The following is a 19,156-nucleotide window of genomic DNA, read 5'->3' on the forward strand; positions in this document are numbered from 1 at the left end:
ACACCATGCCATGGCCCACCGACAACCACGCACCGGTCACCGCGGCCGGCAGTCGTTCCCGCAGCGCACCCAACGGTCCGGGCCCAATCCGTCCGGCCACCGCCGAAGTTCGATACATTGGTGTATCGAACTTCTACGACTCTAGGAAATGGGCATGATCGAGAACCCGGATGTCATCGTCGTCGGCGCCGGTCTGGCCGGTCTCGTCGCCACTCACGAGCTGGTCAAGGCGGGCCGTCGCGTCCTGATCCTGGATCAGGAGAACCGCGCCAACCTGGGTGGTCAGGCCTTCTGGTCACTGGGCGGACTGTTCTTCGTGGACAGTCCCGAGCAGCGGCGCTTGGGCGTCAAGGATTCACTGGAGCTGGCCAAGCAGGACTGGCTGGGCTCGGCCGGCTTCGACCGCGAGGACGAGGATCACTGGGGTCGCCAGTGGGCCGAGGCCTATGTCGAGTTCGCCGCGGGCGAGAAGCGCCGGTATCTGCACGACCTCGGATTGCGGGTGACGCCGCTGGTCGGCTGGGCCGAACGCGGCGGCGACACCGCCGACGGGCACGGCAACTCCGTCCCGCGCTTCCATCTCACCTGGGGCACGGGGCCCGAGGTGGTCCGGGTATTCCTCGAGCCGGTGCTCGAAGCCGAGAAGCGCGGGCAGGTGGGTTTCGCCTTCCGGCACCGCGTGGACGAATTGGTGGTCCAGGACGACGCGGTCACCGGCGTGCGCGGCAGCGTGCTCGAGCCCTCGGACGCCGAACGCGGTGTGGCCTCCTCCCGAGAGATCGTGAGCGAGTTCGATCTTCGAGCCCGCGCGGTCATCGTGACCTCCGGCGGCATCGGCCACAATCACGACCTCATTCGCCGCAATTGGCCGGTGGATCGACTCGGCCCCTGCCCCGAACACATGATCTCGGGCGTGCCCGCGCACGTGGACGGACGCATGCTGGGCATCACCGAATCCGCAGGCGGGCGCATCGTGAACCGGGATCGCATGTGGCACTACACCGAAGGCATTCACAACTGGGATCCGATCTGGCCCGATCACGCCATCCGGATCATTCCGGGGCCGTCGTCGCTGTGGTTCGACGCGAACGGAAAGCGTTTGCGCGCACCGAATTTTCCGGGCTTCGACACCAACTCGACCATGAAGGCGATTCTCTCGACCGGATACGACTACTCGTGGTTCGTGCTCACGCAGTCGATCATCGAGAAGGAATTCGCGCTCTCGGGCTCGGAGCAGAATCCCGATATCACCGGCAAGGACCTCAAACTCACGCTCAAGAGCCGGGTGGCCAAGGGAGCGCCGGGGCCGGTCGAGGCGTTCAAGAAGCACGGCGTGGATTTCGTGGTCGCGGACACCCTGACGGAACTGGTCGCGGGCATGAACAAGATCGCGCGCGGACCGCAGCTGGACGTGGCGGAGATCGAACGTCAAGTGGTGGCACGGGATCGGGACGTCGAGCACAAGTTCAGCAAGGACGCGCAGCTCATGGCGATCGGCAATGCCCGCCGGTACCTCGGCGACAAGCTGGGCCGGGTCGCGACTCCGCACAAGATCCTCGATCCCGCGCACGGCCCGCTGATCGCGGTGCGCCTCAACGTGCTGACCCGAAAGACGCTGGGCGGCTTGCAGACCAATCTCGACTCACAGGTCATGCGGCCGGACGGTTCGGCGTTCCCGGGGTTGTACGCGGCCGGTGAGGTCGCCGGATTCGGTGGCGGCGGCGTGCACGGCTACAACGCGCTCGAGGGCACGTTCCTGGGCGGCTGCATCTTCTCCGGCCGCGCCGCCGGGCTGGCACTGGGCCGCACCCTCGGGTGATCACGCGGTCCGAAGGACTCGAATCGGTTGCCGCCCAGCCCATCCCAGGGCGGCAACCAGATTCGAGAAATACCGGTCAGTCGACGACGAACCAGTCGTAGCAGTCGCGGCGCAGCAGCAGCGCCAGCACGATTCCCGACGTCATCACTCCGAACAGCACGGTGAACGGCCCCACCCCCGTGGGCATTTCGGCGGACACCAGGGTGAATGCGCCCAGGAAAGCCTGCAGGCTGGTGAGTCCCAGCGCCGCGACCCACACCCAGCGCGAGCGCAGTCCGAAAAGCAGTGCCACACCGCCGGTCACCCACGCGGCGAAGAAATGCCCGACGCTGCCGAGCGTCTCGGCGAATCCGCTCGTCAACGCCAGCAGCGCATGGATGACGGCGAATCCCGTTGCGGCGAAAGCCGCGTACTGCGACTCCCGCACTTTCACCGGCACCGCGATCTCGGAACTATCACGGCGGATAGTCCGGACAATGTCGGCGAACCCCTCGAAAATCATGGCAGGAACACCGTTCCGCGCATCGGGCGACGAGATTTCCATCTCGTCGACCACAGCCGACTGCGAACTCACAGCACTCCTCATCGAGCATCGATCGCTGACCCGCCCCCTGCGAACGTGTCAGCGCTGACGCTAACCACAGGGAACGAGCGCGGCCAAACACTCGGAGGAAGTTATGACAAGGGCCACAGGCTATTCGAGCAGGTGTCCGGTAGTGATCACAGACACATCATGCGGAGCGCCAGCCTACTGAACAATCGTCCGACCGGGAATTGCACAATAGTAGCGTCTCGACCGCGAATACGTCCATACGCACGGTAAACCCGGTGTGCCGCAGCGGAGCCCGGCGTGTGCGGTCTCGACGCGGTGCGAGCCCGCGAATCCGCACTGGTAGGCAGCACACATGGTGAGGCCCGCGAATCATCGTCCCGCAGCGCATTTTCGACGTTGCTCACCCCGGCGGCTCCCGAGGGACTCGCAGACGGAAATCGCCCCGCCCGGCCGAGGCCGAACGGGGCGAAAACGGATCCGGGAGCGCTCGGCGCTCCCGATCCGGAACTACTTGTCGTCGCGCGGAATCGGCGGGATCACCGGAAACTCGCCGGTGTATCCCTCTCGCTGCTGCGCTATGGCCAGCACCCGCGGCGCCGCGACGCGCCAGCCGATCATCAAGGCGGGCACGATGATCACCAGGCTGGCCACCGTCCAGGTGCCGACCGGGCGATCGAAGGCCATCAGCACCAGCACGACGAACAGGAACACCAGGGTCGCGATGCCGGTGTAGGGCGCGCCGAACATACGGAACGCCGGGCGTTCGGCCTGCCCCTGCTTCCACCACCACCACAGCTTCAACTGGCACAGCACGATCACCGCCCAGGAGGAGAGAATGCCCAGCGACGCCACGTTCAGCACGATCTCGAACGCCTCGTCCGGCACGATGTAGTTGAGCCAGATACCGAACAGGGCGATCGCGCTGGTGAGCAGGATGCCGCCGTAAGGCACACCGGCGCCGGACATCCGGGCGGTGAACTTGGGCGCGCTGCCGTTCATCGCCATGGAACGCAGGATTCGGCCGGTCGAGTACAGGCCCGCGTTCAGACTCGACAGCGCGGCGGTCAGCACCACGAAGTTCATGATCGAACCCATATGCGCGACACCGAGTTTGCCGAAGAACGTGACGAACGGGCTCTCGCCGCTCTTGTAGTCGGTGTACGGCAGCAGCAGCGCCAGCAGGATGATCGAACCGCAGTAGAACAGGGCGATCCGCACGATCACCGAGTTGATGGCGCGCGGCATGATCTTCTCGGGGTTCTCGGTCTCACCCGCCGCGATGCCGACCATTTCCACTGCGGCATAGGCGAAGATGACGCCGGAGGTGACGGTGACCAGTGGCAGCACGCCGGTGGGGAACCAGCCGCCCGCATCGGCGATCATGCCGAGGCCGGTCTGCTTGCCCTGCACGTCGAAGCGACCGGCCAGGAAGACGGTGCCGACGATGAGGAAGGTCACCAGGGCCAGCACCTTGATCATGGCGGCCCAGAACTCCATCTCACCGAACCATTTCACCGACACCAAATTGATGCCCAGCACGATGATCAGTGCGCCCAGCGCCAGAATCCATTGCGCCACAGGCTCGAACGGCCCCCAGTAGTGCAGGTACGTGGCCACGGCGGTGGTGTCGACGATGCCGGTCATGGACCAGTTCAGGAAGTACATCCAGCCGGCCACGAAAGCGGCCTTCTCACCGAAGAATTCGCGCGCGTAGGAGACGAACGAGCCCGAAGACGGGCGGTGCAGCACCAATTCGCCGAGCGCACGCAGGATGAAGAAGACGAAGATGCCGCAGATCAGATACACCACGAACAGGGACGGACCAGCGTTGGCCAGCCGTCCGCCCGCGCCCAGGAACAGGCCGGTTCCGATGGCGCCACCGATGGCGATCATCTGCAATTGCCGCGGTTTCAGCGCTTTGTGATAGCCGCTGTCTTCCGCACTTAAGTTGGTGGCCTTTGTCCGGATCTCGGTCATTCGCCGGTTAACCCTCCGCAATCGTGAAGTGAGGCGTAGCGAGAGTACCCCGCGATTTGCCGAGAACCACATCGGCGCTCCGTACCTGGTCATCGCCGTGAAGCAAAAGGTGTACCAACAGCAGCCGGGACAATTCATCCCAGGGGTTGCTACTACGACGCTCAACTTCGTACATTTCGCCCCGATCGCCGAGATTCCGACAACCTCTCATTTCGACCGCGCAAAGCCCTGCCGCCGTACCGCCCCGGCGATAGAGTCCGACGATGAGGCGCTTGCGACAGCGGACCTGCGGCGGCGCGGCCGCCGTGCTGCTCCTACTCGGAGTGGCCACCGCCTGCTCATCCGATTCCGACCAGGACCACGCCACCTGCGAGACGACGGCGAACGGCACCCCGGTCGCCGCGCAGACCGGTTCCGGGCCCACCACCACCAATCTCGGCCTCAATCCCGAGATCGCCACCGGGTACCGCACCGGCATGAAACCGGTGCGCACCGACTCCTTCGCGGTCTCCACCGCCAACCCGCTCGCCACCGAAGCCGCGTGTAAAGCGTTGCGGGACGGGGCAACCGCGGCGGACGCGCTGATCGTGGCGCAGACCGTACTCGGATTGGTGGAGCCGCAGGCCTCGGGCATCGGCGGCGGCGCGTTCATGCTCTACTACGACGCCGCCGGCCGCAGCGTCGAGGCCTACGACGGGCGCGAGACCGCCCCGAAGGCCGCCACCGGAGACTATCTGCGCTGGATCAGCGACACCGATCGCACTGTGCCGCAACCCAATGCGCGCGTCAGCGGCCGTTCCATCGGCACCCCGGGCGTGCTGCGTCTGCTGGAACTCGCGCACAAAGAGCACGGCAAGCAGCCGTGGCGCGAGCTGTTCGACCCCGCCATCGCGCTCGCCGACCAGGGTTTCGCGATCAGCCCCCGAATGGCGGGCCAGATCGCGGAATCCGCAACCGATCTCGCGCGTGACGAGAGCGCCAAGGCGTACTTCCTGCAGGCGGACGGCAGTGCGAAGACCGCCGGAACCACACTGACCAATCCGGCGCTGGCCAAGACCCTCGGCGCCATCGCCTCGGACGGCGCCGACGCCTTCTACACCGGGGCCATCGCCGCCGATATCGTGGACGCCATCGCCACCACCTCCGGCGGGCGCACCCCCGGGCTCACCTCGCTCGCGGATCTGTCCGCCTACCAGGCCAAGAAACGCACCGTGCTGTGCTCGCCGTACCGCACGCACGAGATCTGCGGCATGCCCAATCCGTCCTCGGGCGGTATCACGGTGGCCGCGACGCTGGGCATTCTGTCGAACTTCGATCTCTCGGCGATGAAGCCGGACAACAGCTCCGGCGACTCGAACACCGCCCGTGACGGTGGCAAACCCACCGCCGCGGCGGTCCACCTGATCTCCGAGGCCGAGCGGCTGGCGTACGCCGACCGTGACAAGTACGTCGCGGACTCGGATTTCGTTCCGATGCCGGGCAATTCACCTCAGACGCTGCTGGATTCGAACTACCTGAAGCAGCGTGCGGGCCTGATCGACCCGAACCACAGCATCGGCACCGCGCAACCCGGCGACTTCGGCCCCGTCCCGCTCGGCACCGGCCCCCAGCCGCCCGAACACGGCACCAGCCACATCTCCATCGTCGACAAGTACGGCAATGCCGCCTCCATGACCACCACGGTGGAATCGGCCTTCGGCTCCTTCCACCTGGTCGACGGGTTCGTGCTCAACAATCAGCTCACCGACTTCTCCGCCGAACCGCTCGGCAAAGACGGTCTGCCCGTGGCCAATCGCATCGACGCGGGCAAACGTCCCCGCAGCTCCATGGCGCCCACCATGGTCTTCGACCGCGGCGCGGACGGGTCGCGGGGCTCACTCGATTACGTCACCGGCTCGCCCGGCGGCTCGGTGATCATCCAGTTCGTCGTCAAAACCCTTGTCGGCCTGCTCGATTGGGGACTGAACCCGCAGCAGGCGGTATCCCTGGTTGCCTTCGGCGCGGCCAACTCCCCCATCACCAACGTCGGCGGCGAGGACCCCGTCATCGACGCCACCGACAAGGGCGATCACGATCCGCTCGTGCTGCGCCTGCGCGAACTCGGCCATCAGGTCTCGGTGGCTCCGCAATCGAGTGGGCTGTCGGCCCTGGTGCGTGAGGACAAGGGCTGGACCGGCGGCGCGGATCCACGGCGTGAGGGCGCGGTCATGGGAGACAACCAGCGCTGACCCCGGGGCGAGGCAGCGCGCCAGGTCCCGGCTCGAACACGGATGTGGCCCACCACCCATGACGGTGGTGGGCCACATCGGTACCGGTGAACCGGCCGGTGCGCATCCGAGCTTCCAGCCGCGGGGACGCTCGGGTCTCCGCCTGCAGGCTCGCCGAACGCCTACTCAGGCAGCGTTGTCCCGGGTGTATTCGGCGCCGAGCTCACGGAAGCGATCCATGGCCGCGGCCGCGTAGAGCTTGTCGTTGGAGCGGATCGCCATCATCGGTACGTATTCATCGTGTGCCAATTCCAGTCGTGCCCAGGACTTCTTGTCCGGGAAGGAGATGCCTCGCACGTCCTTCCACTGGAATTCGTTGTCGCCCAGAATATTGCGCACCACGACGCCACGGGCGCCGACCCGCACGCGCGGCCTGGTGAGCATCAGCACGCCGCCCGCGAGCAGCAGTCCGATGCCGATCATGGCCAGCTGATCGGCGATCCGGAAGTTCACGCCGGTCGAATCGGAGCGCAGGAAGACACCGCCGATGACGAATACCGCGGCCAGCAGCGACGCCACGATCCGCGCGGTCATCACCGCGCGTTTGGGCCGCACCTCCAGGTCCCATTCGGGGGATGCCGCCCGGCCCCGGGCCGAGACCGGACCCGATACCGATGGGGCACCGGTGGATTCGGCATCGGATGCTGACTCGTGTTCCGTGGCGGGCACTTCGGGTTCACCGGCCTTCGATTCGGCGGCAGGGTCGAGCGGCGGTTCCGGAGAACCGCCGTCTCGCTTCCAGATCCGGACGACGGGCATGACTAGACGGTCTGGGCGAGCTCGCGCAGGGTCAGGGCCGCATCGAGCGCGGCGGCCGCGGCCTGCTCGCCCTTGTTCTCGGCCGCGCCGGGCAGGCCCGCACGGTCCAGGGCCTGCTCCTCGGTGTCGACGGTGAGCACGCCATTGGTGACGGGGGTGCTCTCGTCCAGCGACACCCGGGTCAGACCGGCGGTGACCGAATCACACACGTACTCGAAATGCGGTGTGCCACCGCGGATCACGACGCCGAGCGCGACCACCGCGTCATGGCTGCGGGCCAGCGCCTGCGCCACCACCGGCAACTCCATCGCACCGGCGACCCGCACCACCGTGATGTCCGTGACGCCGGCGTCCTGTGCGGTCTGCACGGCATTGGCGACGAGCGCATCGCAGATCGTGGTGTGCCAGCGCGATGCGACGATGCCCAGCTTGAGGTGCTTGGCATCGGCGAGCTCGAATGTCGGTACGCCGGTACCGCTCATCGGTTTCCGCCCTTCTCGTAGGTCAGTTCGCGGTTTCGCCCAGGTCGAGATCGTCCAGGCCGACCAGGTCGTGGCCCATCCGATCACGCTTGGTGCGCAGGTACCGCAGATTGTGGGAATTCGCGCGCAGCGGCATGGCGACCCGCTCGGTGATGCTCAGGCCGTAGCCCTCGAGTCCGGCGCGCTTGTCCGGGTTGTTGGTCAGCAGACGCATGGAGGTGATGCCGAGATCGGCCAGAATCTGTGCGCCGGTGCCGTAGTCACGGGCGTCCGCGGGCTGACCGATCTTGATGTTGGCGTCGTAGGTGTCCAGGTCGAGCTCGTCCTGCACCTGGTAGGCCTGCAGTTTGTGCATCAGGCCGATGCCGCGACCCTCGTGCCCGCGCATGTACAGCACCACGCCGCGGCCCTCGTCGGACACCATCTGCATGGCGGCGTTGAGCTGCGGGCCGCAGTCGCAGCGCAGCGACCCGAACACGTCACCGGTGAGGCATTCCGAATGCACTCGAACCAGCACGTCCACGCCGTTCGCGCCCGCGACGTCACCCATGACCAGGGCCACGTGCTCGGAATCGTCGTAGTCGCTCTTGTAGCCGATGGCCTTGAAATCGCCGTACTCGGTGGGCAGCTTGGCCTCGGCCACGCGCTCCACGTGCTTCTCGTTGCGACGCCGCCAGGTGATCATCTGGGCGATCGAGATGAAGGCCAGATCGTGTTCGTCGGCGAAGACGCGCAGCTCCTCGGTGCGCGCCATATCGCCTTCGTTCTTCTGGCTGACGATCTCGCAGATGACGCCCGCGGGGCTGAGCCCGGCCATCCGCGCCAGATCGACGGCGGCTTCGGTGTGGCCGGGCCGGCGTAGGACGCCACCGTCCTTGGCCCGCAACGGAACCACGTGACCCGGGCGGGTCAGATCGTCGGACTTGGCTTGGCGATCGGCGAGCACCCGCATGGTGGTGGCACGGTCGGCGGCCGAGATACCGGTGCTGATGCCCTCGCGCGCATCGACCGAGACGGTGTAGGCGGTGCCGTGCTTGTCCTGGTTGACCGCGAACATGGGCGGCAGGCCCAGACGGTCGCAGTCGTCACCGGTGAGCGGGACACAGATGTAACCGGAGGTGTAGCGGATCATGAAGGCCACCAGTTCGGGGGTCGCCTTCTCCGCCGCGAAGATGAGGTCGCCCTCGTTCTCCCGGCCCTCGTCGTCGACGACTACGACGGCTTTACCGGCGGCGATGTCGGCGACTGCGCGCTCGATGCTGTCGAACCTGGTCACGTCTGTTGTGCTCCATCTCCAATTTAGGTGCTCACCTACAGTAAGCCAGCGCCGGATTTGCGCCGTTACCGGCTGCGTCGGGCGGGTTGGGCCCGGCGGGTCAGCCCCGCGACACGAGTCGTTCGACGTACTTGGCGATGATGTCGACCTCGAGGTTCACGGTCGTGCCGACAGGGGCGGAGCCGAGCGTGGTGAGGTTCCGGGTGGTGGGGATGAGCGAGACCTCGAACCAGTCCTTGCTGCCGTCCGCGGCGGCCTCCTCACCCAGGCCCAGACCCGAGACCGTCAGGGAGATGCCGTCGACGGTGATCGAACCCTTCTCCACGACGTAACGGGCGATGCTGTCGGGCAACGAGATTCGCACCACCTCCCAGTTCTCGGACGGGGTGCGGGAGAGCACGGTGCCGGTGCCGTCGACGTGACCCTGCACGATGTGGCCGCCGAGGCGGCTGTTGACCGCGGCCGCGCGCTCGAGGTTGACGCGGGAGCCGACGTCCAGAGCGCCGATGCTGGAACGGTTCAGGGTCTCGGCCATGACGTCGACGGTGAAGACGTCGCCGGCCACCTGCTGGTCGACCACGGTCAGGCAGACGCCGTTGACCGCGATCGAGTCGCCGTGTCCGGCATCGGAGGTGACCAGGGGGCCGCGAATGGTGAGACGGGCCGCATCGGCCAGTTGCTCGGTGGCGACGATCTCGCCCAGCTCCTCCACGATGCCTGTGAACATGCCCTGCCTCTCCGTACTCGGCCCGCGTGCCGGGCCCGCCGATTGCGCCAACAGCCCGGGCCACCGGCGGTATTCCCGATGACAGGATGTCCCCTTCAGCCTAACGACGCCGCGCCGTAAGCGACATGCGGCCTTGTTCACTGGAGCGTTCGATACCGCCGGACATCAGAAAGCCGACTAAGCAGACTAATTGGCTAAATAGGCAGTGAATTAGATGGCTCCGCCAATTGAAATGCGAGAATTTCGCGTCTGACCGAATTACCGGGTGCCGGGAAGCGGCGAGTTCTTACCCATATCGCGACTCGCTTACACCAGAATCTTGCGCGGGAGCGAAAATGGACGCAATATTGTTATGCAGCTGATTCCCGCAGTTCAACTTCACTGCACGCACAGTTGCAACCGCACCGCACGCAGTTCAACGCAGAACCGTTTCCGCCGCCCGCCACCACCTCGAGCTCGGGCGATCACGCAGCACGCCGAACCTCGCCGAGGCTGGTCTGCGCGCGGGGCCGGAACCAGGTGGACGACATACACAATTGGGAGTGAAGCGTGACCACGTTTCTCGATACGACGCTCGAAGTCCGCTGTGTGCGGTACCGCCGCGAATTTCACCTGCCGGCCTCGATCGATCCGACGTCGCGTCACATCCTCTTGGAGATAGGCAGCCGGTACGGGGCCATCACGATGCCCGCCGAACTCGGCGAACGCGTGCAGCAGCGGCTCGGGCAGGCCGAACTCGCCGGACCGGTCGTGCACCATCCGCGCGCGCGGCGCTGGACCTTCATCACCGGGCCGATCCGCCCCGAGACGCTGAACAAGTCCACGGCCGCGGCGCTGTTCCGCCTGTACGCCACCGTCGCCTGCCCGGGCGCGCAGGTGGTGCTCCCGTCCGCCGACGACGAGCGGACGGGATATCGCACCTGGATCCAGGCACCGGAGACCGTCAGCACGGTGCCGCCGGTGGAATCGGTGATCGACGCCCTGCTGGGCCGCTGAGCCGTACCGGCCGCTGAGCCCTATCGGGCGGCTTCGACCGCAATGACCTTCTGCCGCAACGTTTCCACCGTTGCGGCGGGGTCGGCGGTCCCGTACACGGCCGAACCCGCGACGAAGCAGTCGACACCGGCCTCGGCGGCCTGCTCGATGGTGTCCATATTGATGCCGCCGTCGATCTCCACGACCAGACGCAGTTCGCCCGCATCCACCAGACGCCGGACCTTGCGCGCCTTGTCGAGCACGTGCTCGATGAACGACTGGCCGCCGAACCCGGGCTCCACCGACATGACCAGCAGTGTGTCGAATTCGCGCAGGATCTCGAGGTACGGCTCGATCGGGGTGTTCGGCTTGACCGAGAGCCCGGCCTTCGCACCCGCGGCGCGAATATCACGCGCCACCGCGAGGGGGTTGTCGGTCGCCTCGGCGTGGAAGGTGACGTTGTAGGCGCCCGCCTCCGCGTAACCCGGCGCCCAGCGCTCGGGATCCTCGATCATGAGGTGGCAGTCGAGTGGGATATCGGTCACCTTCAGCAGGCTCTGCACGATCGGCAGACCCAGGGTGAGGTTCGGGACGAAGTGGTTGTCCATCACATCGACGTGCACCCAATCGGCGCCCTCGATGGCTTCGACTTCCTCACCGAGACGCGCGAAGTCGGCGGAAAGGATGGAGGGGGCGATCATCGGCGCCGGACGGTGGAACGACGAGGAAGAGGTGCACACGGGCGGCAGTCTATCCCGGACCCGATGCGGCCGATCGCTGCCATTGCGCTGATTGCGGCGCTACGGAATGGGTAGCCTCTACAGGGTGATCAACATTTCGGCGGAACAAGGGCTGCGTGCCACACCGGTCGAGATCGGTGTCGCCGCATCCGTCTCCCAGTTGCCCATCGTTCGCGGCCTCGCCGAAACCCTGGTGCTACTCAGCGATTTCACTCTCGACGAGGTGGCCGACATCCGGCTCGCCGTCGACGAGGCGGCCTCCACGATCATCGCCCTGGCCGCTCCCGACACCACACTGCAGTGCCGGTTCACCGTCGGGGACACCGATCTGGTGGTTCAGGTCAGCGGTATCGCCCATGCCGAGGGCATACCCGATCAGCGCAGCTTCGGCTGGCACGTGCTGCGCACCCTCTCCGATGAGGTGACGGCGACTCAGGGCGCCTTCGACCCGGCAATCTCCGGATACCCGACATCGGTGGAATTCCGGCGCGGCCGGGGGAAGGCGTAGTGCCGGAGGAAGACACCGTGTTCGAACCATCCGACTCGCCGAAGCCCGAACCCGATGTCGAGAGCGGTGTGCCCGAGGACGCGAGTGCGGAGACGCGCGAAGCCGACGCGGAGGAGGCGGTCGCTCCCGAAGAGGCCGAGGAGGTCGTCGAGGAGGTCTCGCGCAGCTCCGGATACGACGACGTGGCAGGGCTTTTCGAGCAACTCTCCGCCGCCGAGCCCGACTCGGCGCGCCGCGCCGCGATTCGCAATCAGCTGATCCATCGCTGCATCCCGCTCGCCGACCACATCGCCCGCAAGTTCAGTGGGCGCGGTGAACCCTTCGACGACCTCACCCAGGTGGCGCGGGTCGGCCTGGTGCACGCGGTGGACCGGTTCGACGTGACCCGCGGGTCCAACTTCCTGTCCTTCGCCGTGCCGACCATCATGGGTGAGGTCCGCCGGTACTTCCGCGACAACACGTGGGCCATGCGAGTTCCCCGGCGTGTCAAGGAAACCCACCTGCGCATCGGCTCGGCCATCGACGCGCTCTCACAGCAGCTGGGTCGCTCCCCCACCGCCAAGGAGATCGCGGCGGCGCTCGAGATCGATCCCGACGAGGTCACCCAGGCGGTCATCGCCGGAAACGCCTACCAGCCCAGTTCCATCGACGCGGTGTCGGTGGGGCGGGACACCGAGGCGTCCCTCCTGGACACGCTCGGCGAGGAGGAATCCCAGTTCGATCGGGTCGAGGAGTACGTGGCGATCCGCCCGCTGCTGGCCGGGCTCCCCGAGCGCGAACGCCGCATCCTCACCATGCGCTTCTTCGAGTCCATGACCCAGACCCAGATCGCCCAGCAAATGGGTATCTCGCAGATGCACGTTTCTCGCATTCTGGCCAAAACCCTTGCCCGGCTGCGGGAGCAGACGACCAGGGAGTGAGCTGAGCGGCCCTGGTCGCTCCGGGATACGCGACCGCATCTCCGGAAGCGGATCCGGCGGGCGTAGACGCGGCAGCCCGCATCGCCTGCACCTGGCACGGATGCGGGCAACATCGTGAAGCCGTAGCAGCGGAACCTGCGGCATTCGGGACGCCCGCCGCGTCCGGAGGCAGCGCCGATCCCGAGAAGAGCGGGACGCATCGGACTCGACCGTGGCGCACCGGAAAAGGCCGGGGAAGCGATGCCCTCGGCGTGCCGAACCCTGATCCGCTGCCGTGCCCCGAGGGCACGGCAGCGGTCGGAGTTACTGCGACTGAAGGGGTTTGCGCAGGGCGGCCAGGAACATGGCATCGGTGCCGTGGCGGTGCGGCCACAGCTGCGCGCCGGGCCCGTCACCGAGATCCGGTACGCCGGGCAGCAATTCGCGGGTGTCGAGCTGTTCGGCACCCGTTCTGCGAACCATGTCCGCGACCACCGACACCGTTTCCGGGAGGTGGGGCGAACAGGTGGAGTAGACGACCACACCGCCGGGGCGGACCAGATCGTATGCGGCGGAGAGCAATTCGCGCTGCAGAGTGACCAGTTCCCGGACGTCGGAAGGCTGGCGGCGCCAGCGGGCCTCCGGACGGCGGCGCAGAGCGCCGAGACCGGTGCACGGGGCGTCGACCAGGACCCGGTCGTACCCGGGGGTGAGACCGCTGTCGCGGCCGTCGACCACATGCACCTCGACCGGCATGCCGCGGGTGGTCTGGCGGACCAATTGCGCACGGTGCTCGGCGGGTTCGACGGCGTCGACGCGGAAGCCGTCGATATCGGCGATCGAACCGAGCAGCGCGGTCTTGCCGCCGGGACCGGCGCACAGGTCGAGCCAGTGACCGCCGTCGGGGCCCTGCAGGGGTGCGCGGGTGACGGCCAGCGCCACGAGTTGGCTGCCCTCGTCCTGGACGGCGGCCATGCCGTCGCGGACGGGTTCCAGTTTGGCCGGGTCACCACCGTCGAGGTACACCGCGTACGGGGACCAGCGGCCTTCCTCGCCACCGGTAACCAAAGCCAGTTCCTCGGAACTGATTTCGCCCGGGCGGGCCACCAGGTGCACCGCCGGGCGCGCGTCGTCGGCGGCCAGCACGTCGGCCAGTTCACCGGCCCGGGCGCCCAGCGCGTCGGCGAACGCCTGCGCGATCCAGACCGGATGCGCGTACTCGAATGCCAAGCGCCCCAGCGGATCCTTCGGCGCGAGCGTCTCGATCCACTCCTGCGGCGTGCGCTCGGCCACGCGGCGCAGCACGGCGTTGACGAACCCCGCACGCCCCACACCGAACTCGGCCCGCACCATCGCCACGGAGGTGTCGACGGCGGCGTGCGCCCCGATCCGGGTCCGCAGCATCTGATACGTCCCGAGCCGCAGCGAATCCAGCAGGCCGCCATCGATGTCCGCGATCGGCCGTCCCGCGCCCGACTCGATCACCGCGTCCAGCAGCCCCTGCGCTCGAGCCGCCCCATAGGTCAGCTCGGTGGCGAGCGCCGCGTCGCGGCCACTGATCCGCCGCTCCCGCAGCAGCCCCGGCAGCACCAGATTCGCGTACGCATCCCGCTCCCGCACCGCCCGGAGCACATCGCGCGCGACGGCCCGCACCGGATCGCCCCCATCGGGAACCTGCTCCACCTTCCGAGCACCGCCGGCCGAGGCTTTGCGCCCAGCACCCGCCGCGCCCCTGTCCCCCTTCGCCTTCTTGGCCGGGCCACCCTTGCCACCGGCACTCGTGGTCGACGAGCTCTCGGCCCGCCCACCCCGAGCCCGATCGCCCGGCTGCTCCACGCCACCGTCGCGAGCATCCCGGGTGCGGGTTCGATCGCCACCGGAGTCGCCTCCCCGCGTCCCTGCCGCCTGGCCGCCGTTCGACTGGTCACGGGTGCCACCGTCAGATGCGCCACGCGACCCGTCCGCGCGCACAGCATCGGCACGATCCCCGGTCGACGGACCGGACCCACCGCCATCACGGTGCCGATCGCCACTCGAACGAGTCGAGGCTGCGGCGCCACGGGACTCGTTGCCGCGCACCGTATCTCCCCGGCGGGCGGGTTGATCCGAGCCACCGTCGCGAGCGCCTCGGGTATCGCCCCGATCGCCGCTCGGACGATTCCAGCTTCCGGCGCCACGAGAGTCGCTGCCGCGGGCGGGGCCGTCCGACGCGCCTCGGGGGCGATCGTGTGCGGTGCTCGATCGGGGCCGGGATCCGCTGTCTCGGGCGCCGCCGGGCTGGTCGGCACGGCTCACCGACGTGCCGCCGGTGGACGGGTTCCGGTTGCCGCCGTCGTTCTTGGCGGACGGGCGGTTCTTGCTGCCTCGCCAGTCGAACTTGGCCGGGGCGCGACGTTCACCGTCGGAGACTCGGCCGGCGCGGCGTTGATCGCCCTGTGCGGCAGGGCGGTCGCGGTCGCGACCGCCCTCGGCGTCGCGGGTCGCGCCGGTGGGGCGGGATCCGCGATCGGGGCGGTTGTCGCCCTGATGGGGGCGGCCGGACCGGGCGGAGTCACCGCGGGCGCGGTCACCGGAGCCGGAGCGTGAGGCAGATGTGCTGCGGGAGTCGGAGTTTCGGGCAGGACGGCCGCCGCCGGTGTTCGGCGTGCCGGTGCGGCGGGGTTCGTCGTCGCGGTCGCGATCGGGGCGGCTCATTCGACCACCGCGCCGGCCTCGATGCGGGCGCCACGGGCCCAGTCCAGGGCGGGCATCATGCGTTTGCCCGGGGGCTGGACTTCACCGAGCCGGACCGCGGTGGTGGCGGTGCCGATGAAGACGCCGGTCTTGCGCACGTCGATGGTGCGCTCGGGCAGCACCTCCTCGACCATCTCGACAGGTCCGAGTTTGAGGCGCTTGCCGTCGAATTCGGTCCACGCGCCCGGCGCGGGGGTGACCGCGCGCGAGCGGCGGAAGACCGCGAGCGCGGGTTCGTCCCAGCGCAGGCGACCGGCCTCGGTTTCCACCTTGGGGGCGTAGGAGATTCCGTCCAGCGGCTGCGGAACAGCGTGCACGACACCGTCTTGCACCCCGTCGAGGGTGGATTCCAGCAGGTGCGCGCCACTCTCGGCGAGCCGCTGCAACAGACTGCCCGACGTGTCGGTGATGGCGATCCTCTCGGTGATGGTGCCGAAGACCGGGCCGGTGTCCAGGCCCTTCTCGATCAGGAAGGTGGACGCACCGGTGAACTCGTCACCGGCGAGCACGGCCGCCTGCACGGGAGCCGCACCACGCCAGGCGGGCAGCAGGGAGAAATGCAGGTTGATCCAGCCGTGGCGCGGAATCGCGAGCACCGATTCGGGCAGCAGCGCACCGTAGGCCACGACCGGACAGCAGTCAGGGGCCAGTGCGGTGAGCTGCTCGACGAATTCGGGCTCGGACGGGCGGCGCGGGGTGAACACGGGAATCCCGTGCTCGTCGGCCAGCTGCCCGATCGGCGAGCGAGTGATCTTGCGACCGCGTCCGGCCACCGCGTCGGGCCGGGTCACCACCGCGACCACCTCGTGCCGCCCGGATTCGATGAGCCGCTTCAGCGACGGCACCGCCGGTTCGGGTGTTCCCGCGAATACCAGACGCATCAGCGACTCCGTTCCTGCGCGGCGGAGGGGGCGCGGCGATTGCCGATCTCGGATGCCGCGAGCACCGTGATTCCCCGTGTGAACCAAGCGGATTCGCGAAGCGTACGCATCGCGTCCTTGCGCAGGTCGGGCTCGAGGCGCTGCAGGAACAGTACTCCGTCGAGGTGGTCGGTCTCGTGTTGTACGCAGCGGGCCAGCAGCCCCTCGGCGCGGAATCGCACCGGATTGCCGTCCATGTCCACGCCGCTCACCTGCACGGTCAGCGGCCGGGTCACGTCGTGCCGCACCCCGGGGATCGACAGACAGCCCTCGGGGCCGGTCTGGGTCTGCTCGCCCTCCACCTCGAACACCGGATTGATCAGGTGCCCCTGCGCGTCCCCGGTGTCGTACACGAAGACCCGCAGCCCGACCCCGATCTGCGGCGCCGCGATTCCGACCCCGCCGCTCTCGTACATGGTGTCGGTGAGGTCGGTGACCAGCTGGCGCACCTCTCGATCGAACGTCTCGACCTCCGCCGCGCGAGCGCGCAGGATCGGATCGCCGAACAGGCGGACAGGCTGGATGGTCACGGGCGGCTCCCGATAGCGAACGAATACGGTCGCCTCATTTTACGGATGCCCGGGACCGTCCTGATCAGGAATGCGCCGCCTCGACCACCTCGGCGATTCCGGTGCCCAGTTCGACCTTCACGCACGGGGGTTGCACGGCGTGCTCGGGATCGAGCACATTGACCACCATCTGCTGCACATACGGGTCGTAGACCATGTGGAAATGCCCGGTCAGATCGATCGAGCAGTAGTCCTGCAGCACCAGATTCCTCGCGCCCTCGCCGTGCAGCGCGATGTTCGAATTCGGCTGGATCATCTCATCCACCCTGCTGCCGATGGTGGTAAAGCGCACACCGGGCACCGTGTCACTCCCGGCATTGAGCTCGGTGATGAACGGCGAACCCGCGGCCTGCTGGATCGCGGCGACCGAGGAGGCCATCTCGGCGAGCGTGAAGATGAACGGCGCCTTCTGCGCGACCGGAACCAGCCCGTACATGATGCCGCCGTAGCTCGGCGAGGCGAGTCCGACCCACTGGCCGACCTTCGCCGCGCCGCCGAGTCTGTTGATGTAGTAGCGGGTGACGCTCGCACCCTGGGAAAAGCCGACCATGTCGACCCGACTCGCTCCGGTGGCCGCGAGCACCGTATCGACGAACGCGCCGATCTGCGCGGAACTTGCCCACACGTCCTCGGTGCCGTAGCTCTTGCCGCCCGCTTTACCGCCGTAGTTCAGGGCGAACACGCAGAACCCGGCCTGGACCAGCTTCGGCCCGATCCCCGAGTAATCGGAGTAGGCCGAGGAATCGGTGCCGTGCGCGAGCACGATGGGACGCGGATGCTCGGCGCTCGGCGTGCAGCCGAAATCGTTCGTGCCCTCCGGTGCGGCGTCCGGGTGCTGTCTGAGATATCTGGCCGCCGCCAGATGGTCGGTCTGCGGCGGTCCGGGGTCGAGAGGAACGGCAGCCGGTCGAGCGATCGGATCGGCTGCGGCGATCCCCGTGCCGATCGGGGCGGCCCCCACCCCGATCACCAATGCGGCCCCGAGCACCACTGCGGCCGAAGCCAATACCCCCGCCGGCGCGACGCGGCGCAGCGCCGATCGACCCTTCCGGCTCCCCGTCTGTCCCATGTCACTGTGATCCATGGGGCGCTTCTGTGCCATTTCACAATAATGGCCGCTCGAGCATCGAATTTTCCAGCGCGACGGGGCGTTTCGACGCCATTACTTTTCGGGTGTGTCGTCTTCGGCGAGGATCCGATAGAGGGCGCGGCGAGCCTCGGTGAGGACCTCCGCGGCCTTGGCTGCCTGAGCCGGCGAACCGACCGAGGCGACCTGTGCGGCGGCGCCCATGAGCTGGCCGATCAGACCGCGCAGATCCAGTGCCTGATCACCCACGCCGTCCTTGACCTCCTGCCAGGGATCACCCAGGTCGGAGCGATTTTCCTCGACATAGGCGGTGCCGGATTCGGTGAGTTTGGCGGTCTTTCGACCGGACACCTTCTCGATGATGACCAGGCCCTCGTCCTCGAGCTGTGCCAGCGCGGGGTAGATGGACCCCGGACTCGGACGCCAGACGTCCTCGCTGCGCTCGCGGATCTGCTGGATCAGTTCGTAGCCGTGCATCGGCTTGTCCTGCAGCAGAAGCAGAATCGCCGCGCGGACGTCGCCACGGCGGCCACGTCCACCCCGGCCGCGACCGCGACCGAATCCCGGGCCGCCGAAGCCGCCGGGGCCGAAGCCGCCCGGACCGAATTCGGGACCGAAGCCACGGCCGTGGCCGTGCCGATGCGGGCCGTGCTCACGCGGACCGTCGTGTCCACGCGGGCCGCCGCGCCGGAAACGCGGATGTTCGGGGCCCTGCTGCTCTTCCACGAGTCGCCGCCGCCAGGGTCCGCGACCCCGCTCTGTGTTGTCCATGTGTTCCATGGTGTGCCTCCTGAGGCTGTGTTGTCGATCAAGAGGTTGTCGTTCCTCTTGCTTGTATCGACGATATATCGGCAATGCATCTACA

General features: G+C 67.7%; 18 protein-coding genes. 6 read left to right on the forward strand and 12 right to left on the reverse strand.

Annotated elements, in window-relative coordinates; genetic code table 11:
* Positions 1–154 precede the first annotated feature (154 nt).
* Positions 155–1,819: an FAD-binding dehydrogenase gene (locus NJ1_RS11555; protein ID WP_067691951.1), complete on the forward strand. Its 1,665-nt coding sequence runs from the start codon at positions 155–157 to the stop codon at positions 1,817–1,819.
* Between the two features lie 76 nt (positions 1,820–1,895).
* On the opposite strand, the gene NJ1_RS11560 is transcribed toward NJ1_RS11555, so the two are convergent.
* Both NJ1_RS11560 and NJ1_RS11565 read right to left on the reverse strand, forming a co-directional pair.
* Complete coding sequence (locus tag NJ1_RS11560; protein ID WP_067691731.1) at positions 1,896–2,393, reverse strand: hypothetical protein; 498 nt, start codon at positions 2,391–2,393, stop codon at positions 1,896–1,898.
* 486 nt (positions 2,394–2,879) lie between these two features.
* Positions 2,880–4,349 (reverse strand): amino acid permease, encoded by a 1,470-nt coding sequence (locus NJ1_RS11565; protein WP_067691734.1) that lies wholly within the window; start codon positions 4,347–4,349, stop codon positions 2,880–2,882.
* Positions 4,350–4,612: 263 nt separating this feature from the next.
* On the opposite strand from NJ1_RS11565, the gene NJ1_RS11570 reads away from it, so the two are divergent.
* The gene (locus NJ1_RS11570; protein WP_067691741.1) at positions 4,613–6,577 is read left to right on the forward strand and encodes a gamma-glutamyltransferase family protein; all 1,965 of its coding nucleotides are present in this window, start codon (positions 4,613–4,615) and stop codon (positions 6,575–6,577) included.
* Between the two features lie 165 nt (positions 6,578–6,742).
* On the opposite strand, the gene NJ1_RS40960 is transcribed toward NJ1_RS11570, so the two are convergent.
* The 4 genes from NJ1_RS40960 to NJ1_RS11590 all read right to left on the reverse strand — a co-directional run bounded on the left by NJ1_RS40960 (position 6,743) and on the right by NJ1_RS11590 (position 9,860).
* Positions 6,743–7,375 carry a PH domain-containing protein gene (locus NJ1_RS40960; RefSeq protein ID WP_339380960.1) on the reverse strand — a complete coding sequence of 211 codons (633 nt, stop codon included), beginning with the start codon at positions 7,373–7,375 and terminating at the stop codon, positions 6,743–6,745.
* Positions 7,376–7,377: 2 nt separating this feature from the next.
* Positions 7,378–7,857 (reverse strand): 6,7-dimethyl-8-ribityllumazine synthase, encoded by a 480-nt coding sequence (gene ribH / locus NJ1_RS11580; protein ID WP_067691749.1) that lies wholly within the window; start codon positions 7,855–7,857, stop codon positions 7,378–7,380.
* Between the two features lie 22 nt (positions 7,858–7,879).
* Positions 7,880–9,133, reverse strand: coding sequence for a bifunctional 3,4-dihydroxy-2-butanone-4-phosphate synthase/GTP cyclohydrolase II (locus tag NJ1_RS11585; protein ID WP_067691751.1), 1,254 nt, complete (start codon positions 9,131–9,133; stop codon positions 7,880–7,882).
* Between the two features lie 100 nt (positions 9,134–9,233).
* Entirely contained in the window at positions 9,234–9,860 is a 627-nt protein-coding gene (locus NJ1_RS11590) for a riboflavin synthase (RefSeq protein ID WP_067691754.1), read from the reverse strand.
* A gap of 549 nt (positions 9,861–10,409) precedes the next feature.
* Here NJ1_RS11590 and NJ1_RS11595 point away from each other — a divergent pair.
* Entirely contained in the window at positions 10,410–10,856 is a 447-nt protein-coding gene (locus tag NJ1_RS11595) for a hypothetical protein (RefSeq protein ID WP_067691757.1), read from the forward strand.
* A gap of 20 nt (positions 10,857–10,876) precedes the next feature.
* On the opposite strand, the gene rpe is transcribed toward NJ1_RS11595, so the two are convergent.
* Positions 10,877–11,536, reverse strand: a complete 660-nt coding sequence (rpe, locus tag NJ1_RS11600) for a ribulose-phosphate 3-epimerase (protein ID WP_067691765.1) — start codon at positions 11,534–11,536, stop codon at positions 10,877–10,879.
* 124 nt (positions 11,537–11,660) lie between these two features.
* On the opposite strand from rpe, the gene NJ1_RS11605 reads away from it, so the two are divergent.
* Both NJ1_RS11605 and NJ1_RS11610 read left to right on the forward strand, forming a co-directional pair.
* Positions 11,661–12,083: an ATP-binding protein gene (locus NJ1_RS11605; protein ID WP_067691957.1), complete on the forward strand. Its 423-nt coding sequence runs from the start codon at positions 11,661–11,663 to the stop codon at positions 12,081–12,083.
* A gap of 17 nt (positions 12,084–12,100) precedes the next feature.
* A complete protein-coding gene (locus NJ1_RS11610) occupies positions 12,101–13,003 on the forward strand; it encodes an RNA polymerase sigma factor SigF (protein ID WP_281202112.1) in 903 nt (300 codons plus the stop codon).
* Between the two features lie 303 nt (positions 13,004–13,306).
* Here the strand turns inward: NJ1_RS11610 and NJ1_RS11615 are convergent, their stop codons facing one another.
* Positions 13,307–14,665 (reverse strand): RsmB/NOP family class I SAM-dependent RNA methyltransferase, encoded by a 1,359-nt coding sequence (locus tag NJ1_RS11615; protein WP_157573906.1) that lies wholly within the window; start codon positions 14,663–14,665, stop codon positions 13,307–13,309.
* Positions 14,666–15,406: 741 nt separating this feature from the next.
* Here NJ1_RS11615 and NJ1_RS38940 point away from each other — a divergent pair.
* The gene (locus NJ1_RS38940; protein ID WP_157573907.1) at positions 15,407–15,568 is read left to right on the forward strand and encodes a hypothetical protein; all 162 of its coding nucleotides are present in this window, start codon (positions 15,407–15,409) and stop codon (positions 15,566–15,568) included.
* A 104-nt stretch (positions 15,569–15,672) separates the two neighbouring features.
* Here the strand turns inward: NJ1_RS38940 and fmt are convergent, their stop codons facing one another.
* The 4 genes from fmt to NJ1_RS11635 all read right to left on the reverse strand — a co-directional run bounded on the left by fmt (position 15,673) and on the right by NJ1_RS11635 (position 19,062).
* Complete coding sequence (gene fmt, locus NJ1_RS11620; RefSeq protein ID WP_067691768.1) at positions 15,673–16,596, reverse strand: methionyl-tRNA formyltransferase; 924 nt, start codon at positions 16,594–16,596, stop codon at positions 15,673–15,675.
* Positions 16,596–17,165 (reverse strand): peptide deformylase, encoded by a 570-nt coding sequence (gene def / locus NJ1_RS11625; RefSeq protein WP_067691771.1) that lies wholly within the window; start codon positions 17,163–17,165, stop codon positions 16,596–16,598. The genes fmt and def overlap by 1 nt, the downstream gene beginning before the upstream one ends.
* Positions 17,166–17,229: 64 nt before the next feature.
* Entirely contained in the window at positions 17,230–18,306 is a 1,077-nt protein-coding gene (locus NJ1_RS11630) for an esterase/lipase family protein (RefSeq protein ID WP_245717337.1), read from the reverse strand.
* Positions 18,307–18,366: 60 nt separating this feature from the next.
* The gene (locus NJ1_RS11635; protein ID WP_067691969.1) at positions 18,367–19,062 is read right to left on the reverse strand and encodes a PadR family transcriptional regulator; all 696 of its coding nucleotides are present in this window, start codon (positions 19,060–19,062) and stop codon (positions 18,367–18,369) included.
* Between the last annotated feature and the right edge of the window lie 94 nt (positions 19,063–19,156).

The sequence above is a fragment of the Nocardia jejuensis NBRC 103114 genome (genome assembly GCF_001613145.1).
Lineage (GTDB): Bacteria > Actinomycetota > Actinomycetes > Mycobacteriales > Mycobacteriaceae > Nocardia > Nocardia jejuensis.

What these genes read in the sequence shown, in the direction of transcription:
- NJ1_RS11555 (WP_067691951.1), top strand. Translation starts at nt 155, where the DNA reads ATGATCGAGAACCCGGATGTCATCGTCGTCGGCGCCGGTCTGGCCGGT.
- NJ1_RS11565 (WP_067691734.1), bottom strand. Translation starts at nt 4,349, where the DNA reads ATGACCGAGATCCGGACAAAGGCCACCAACTTAAGTGCGGAAGACAGC.
- NJ1_RS11570 (WP_067691741.1), top strand. Translation starts at nt 4,613, where the DNA reads ATGAGGCGCTTGCGACAGCGGACCTGCGGCGGCGCGGCCGCCGTGCTG.
- NJ1_RS40960 (WP_339380960.1), bottom strand. Translation starts at nt 7,375, where the DNA reads ATGCCCGTCGTCCGGATCTGGAAGCGAGACGGCGGTTCTCCGGAACCG.
- ribH (WP_067691749.1), bottom strand. Translation starts at nt 7,857, where the DNA reads ATGAGCGGTACCGGCGTACCGACATTCGAGCTCGCCGATGCCAAGCAC.
- NJ1_RS11590 (WP_067691754.1), bottom strand. Translation starts at nt 9,860, where the DNA reads ATGTTCACAGGCATCGTGGAGGAGCTGGGCGAGATCGTCGCCACCGAG.
- rpe (WP_067691765.1), bottom strand. Translation starts at nt 11,536, where the DNA reads ATGATCGCCCCCTCCATCCTTTCCGCCGACTTCGCGCGTCTCGGTGAG.
- fmt (WP_067691768.1), bottom strand. Translation starts at nt 16,596, where the DNA reads ATGCGTCTGGTATTCGCGGGAACACCCGAACCGGCGGTGCCGTCGCTG.
- NJ1_RS11630 (WP_245717337.1), bottom strand. Translation starts at nt 18,306, where the DNA reads ATGGCACAGAAGCGCCCCATGGATCACAGTGACATGGGACAGACGGGG.
- NJ1_RS11635 (WP_067691969.1), bottom strand. Translation starts at nt 19,062, where the DNA reads ATGGACAACACAGAGCGGGGTCGCGGACCCTGGCGGCGGCGACTCGTG.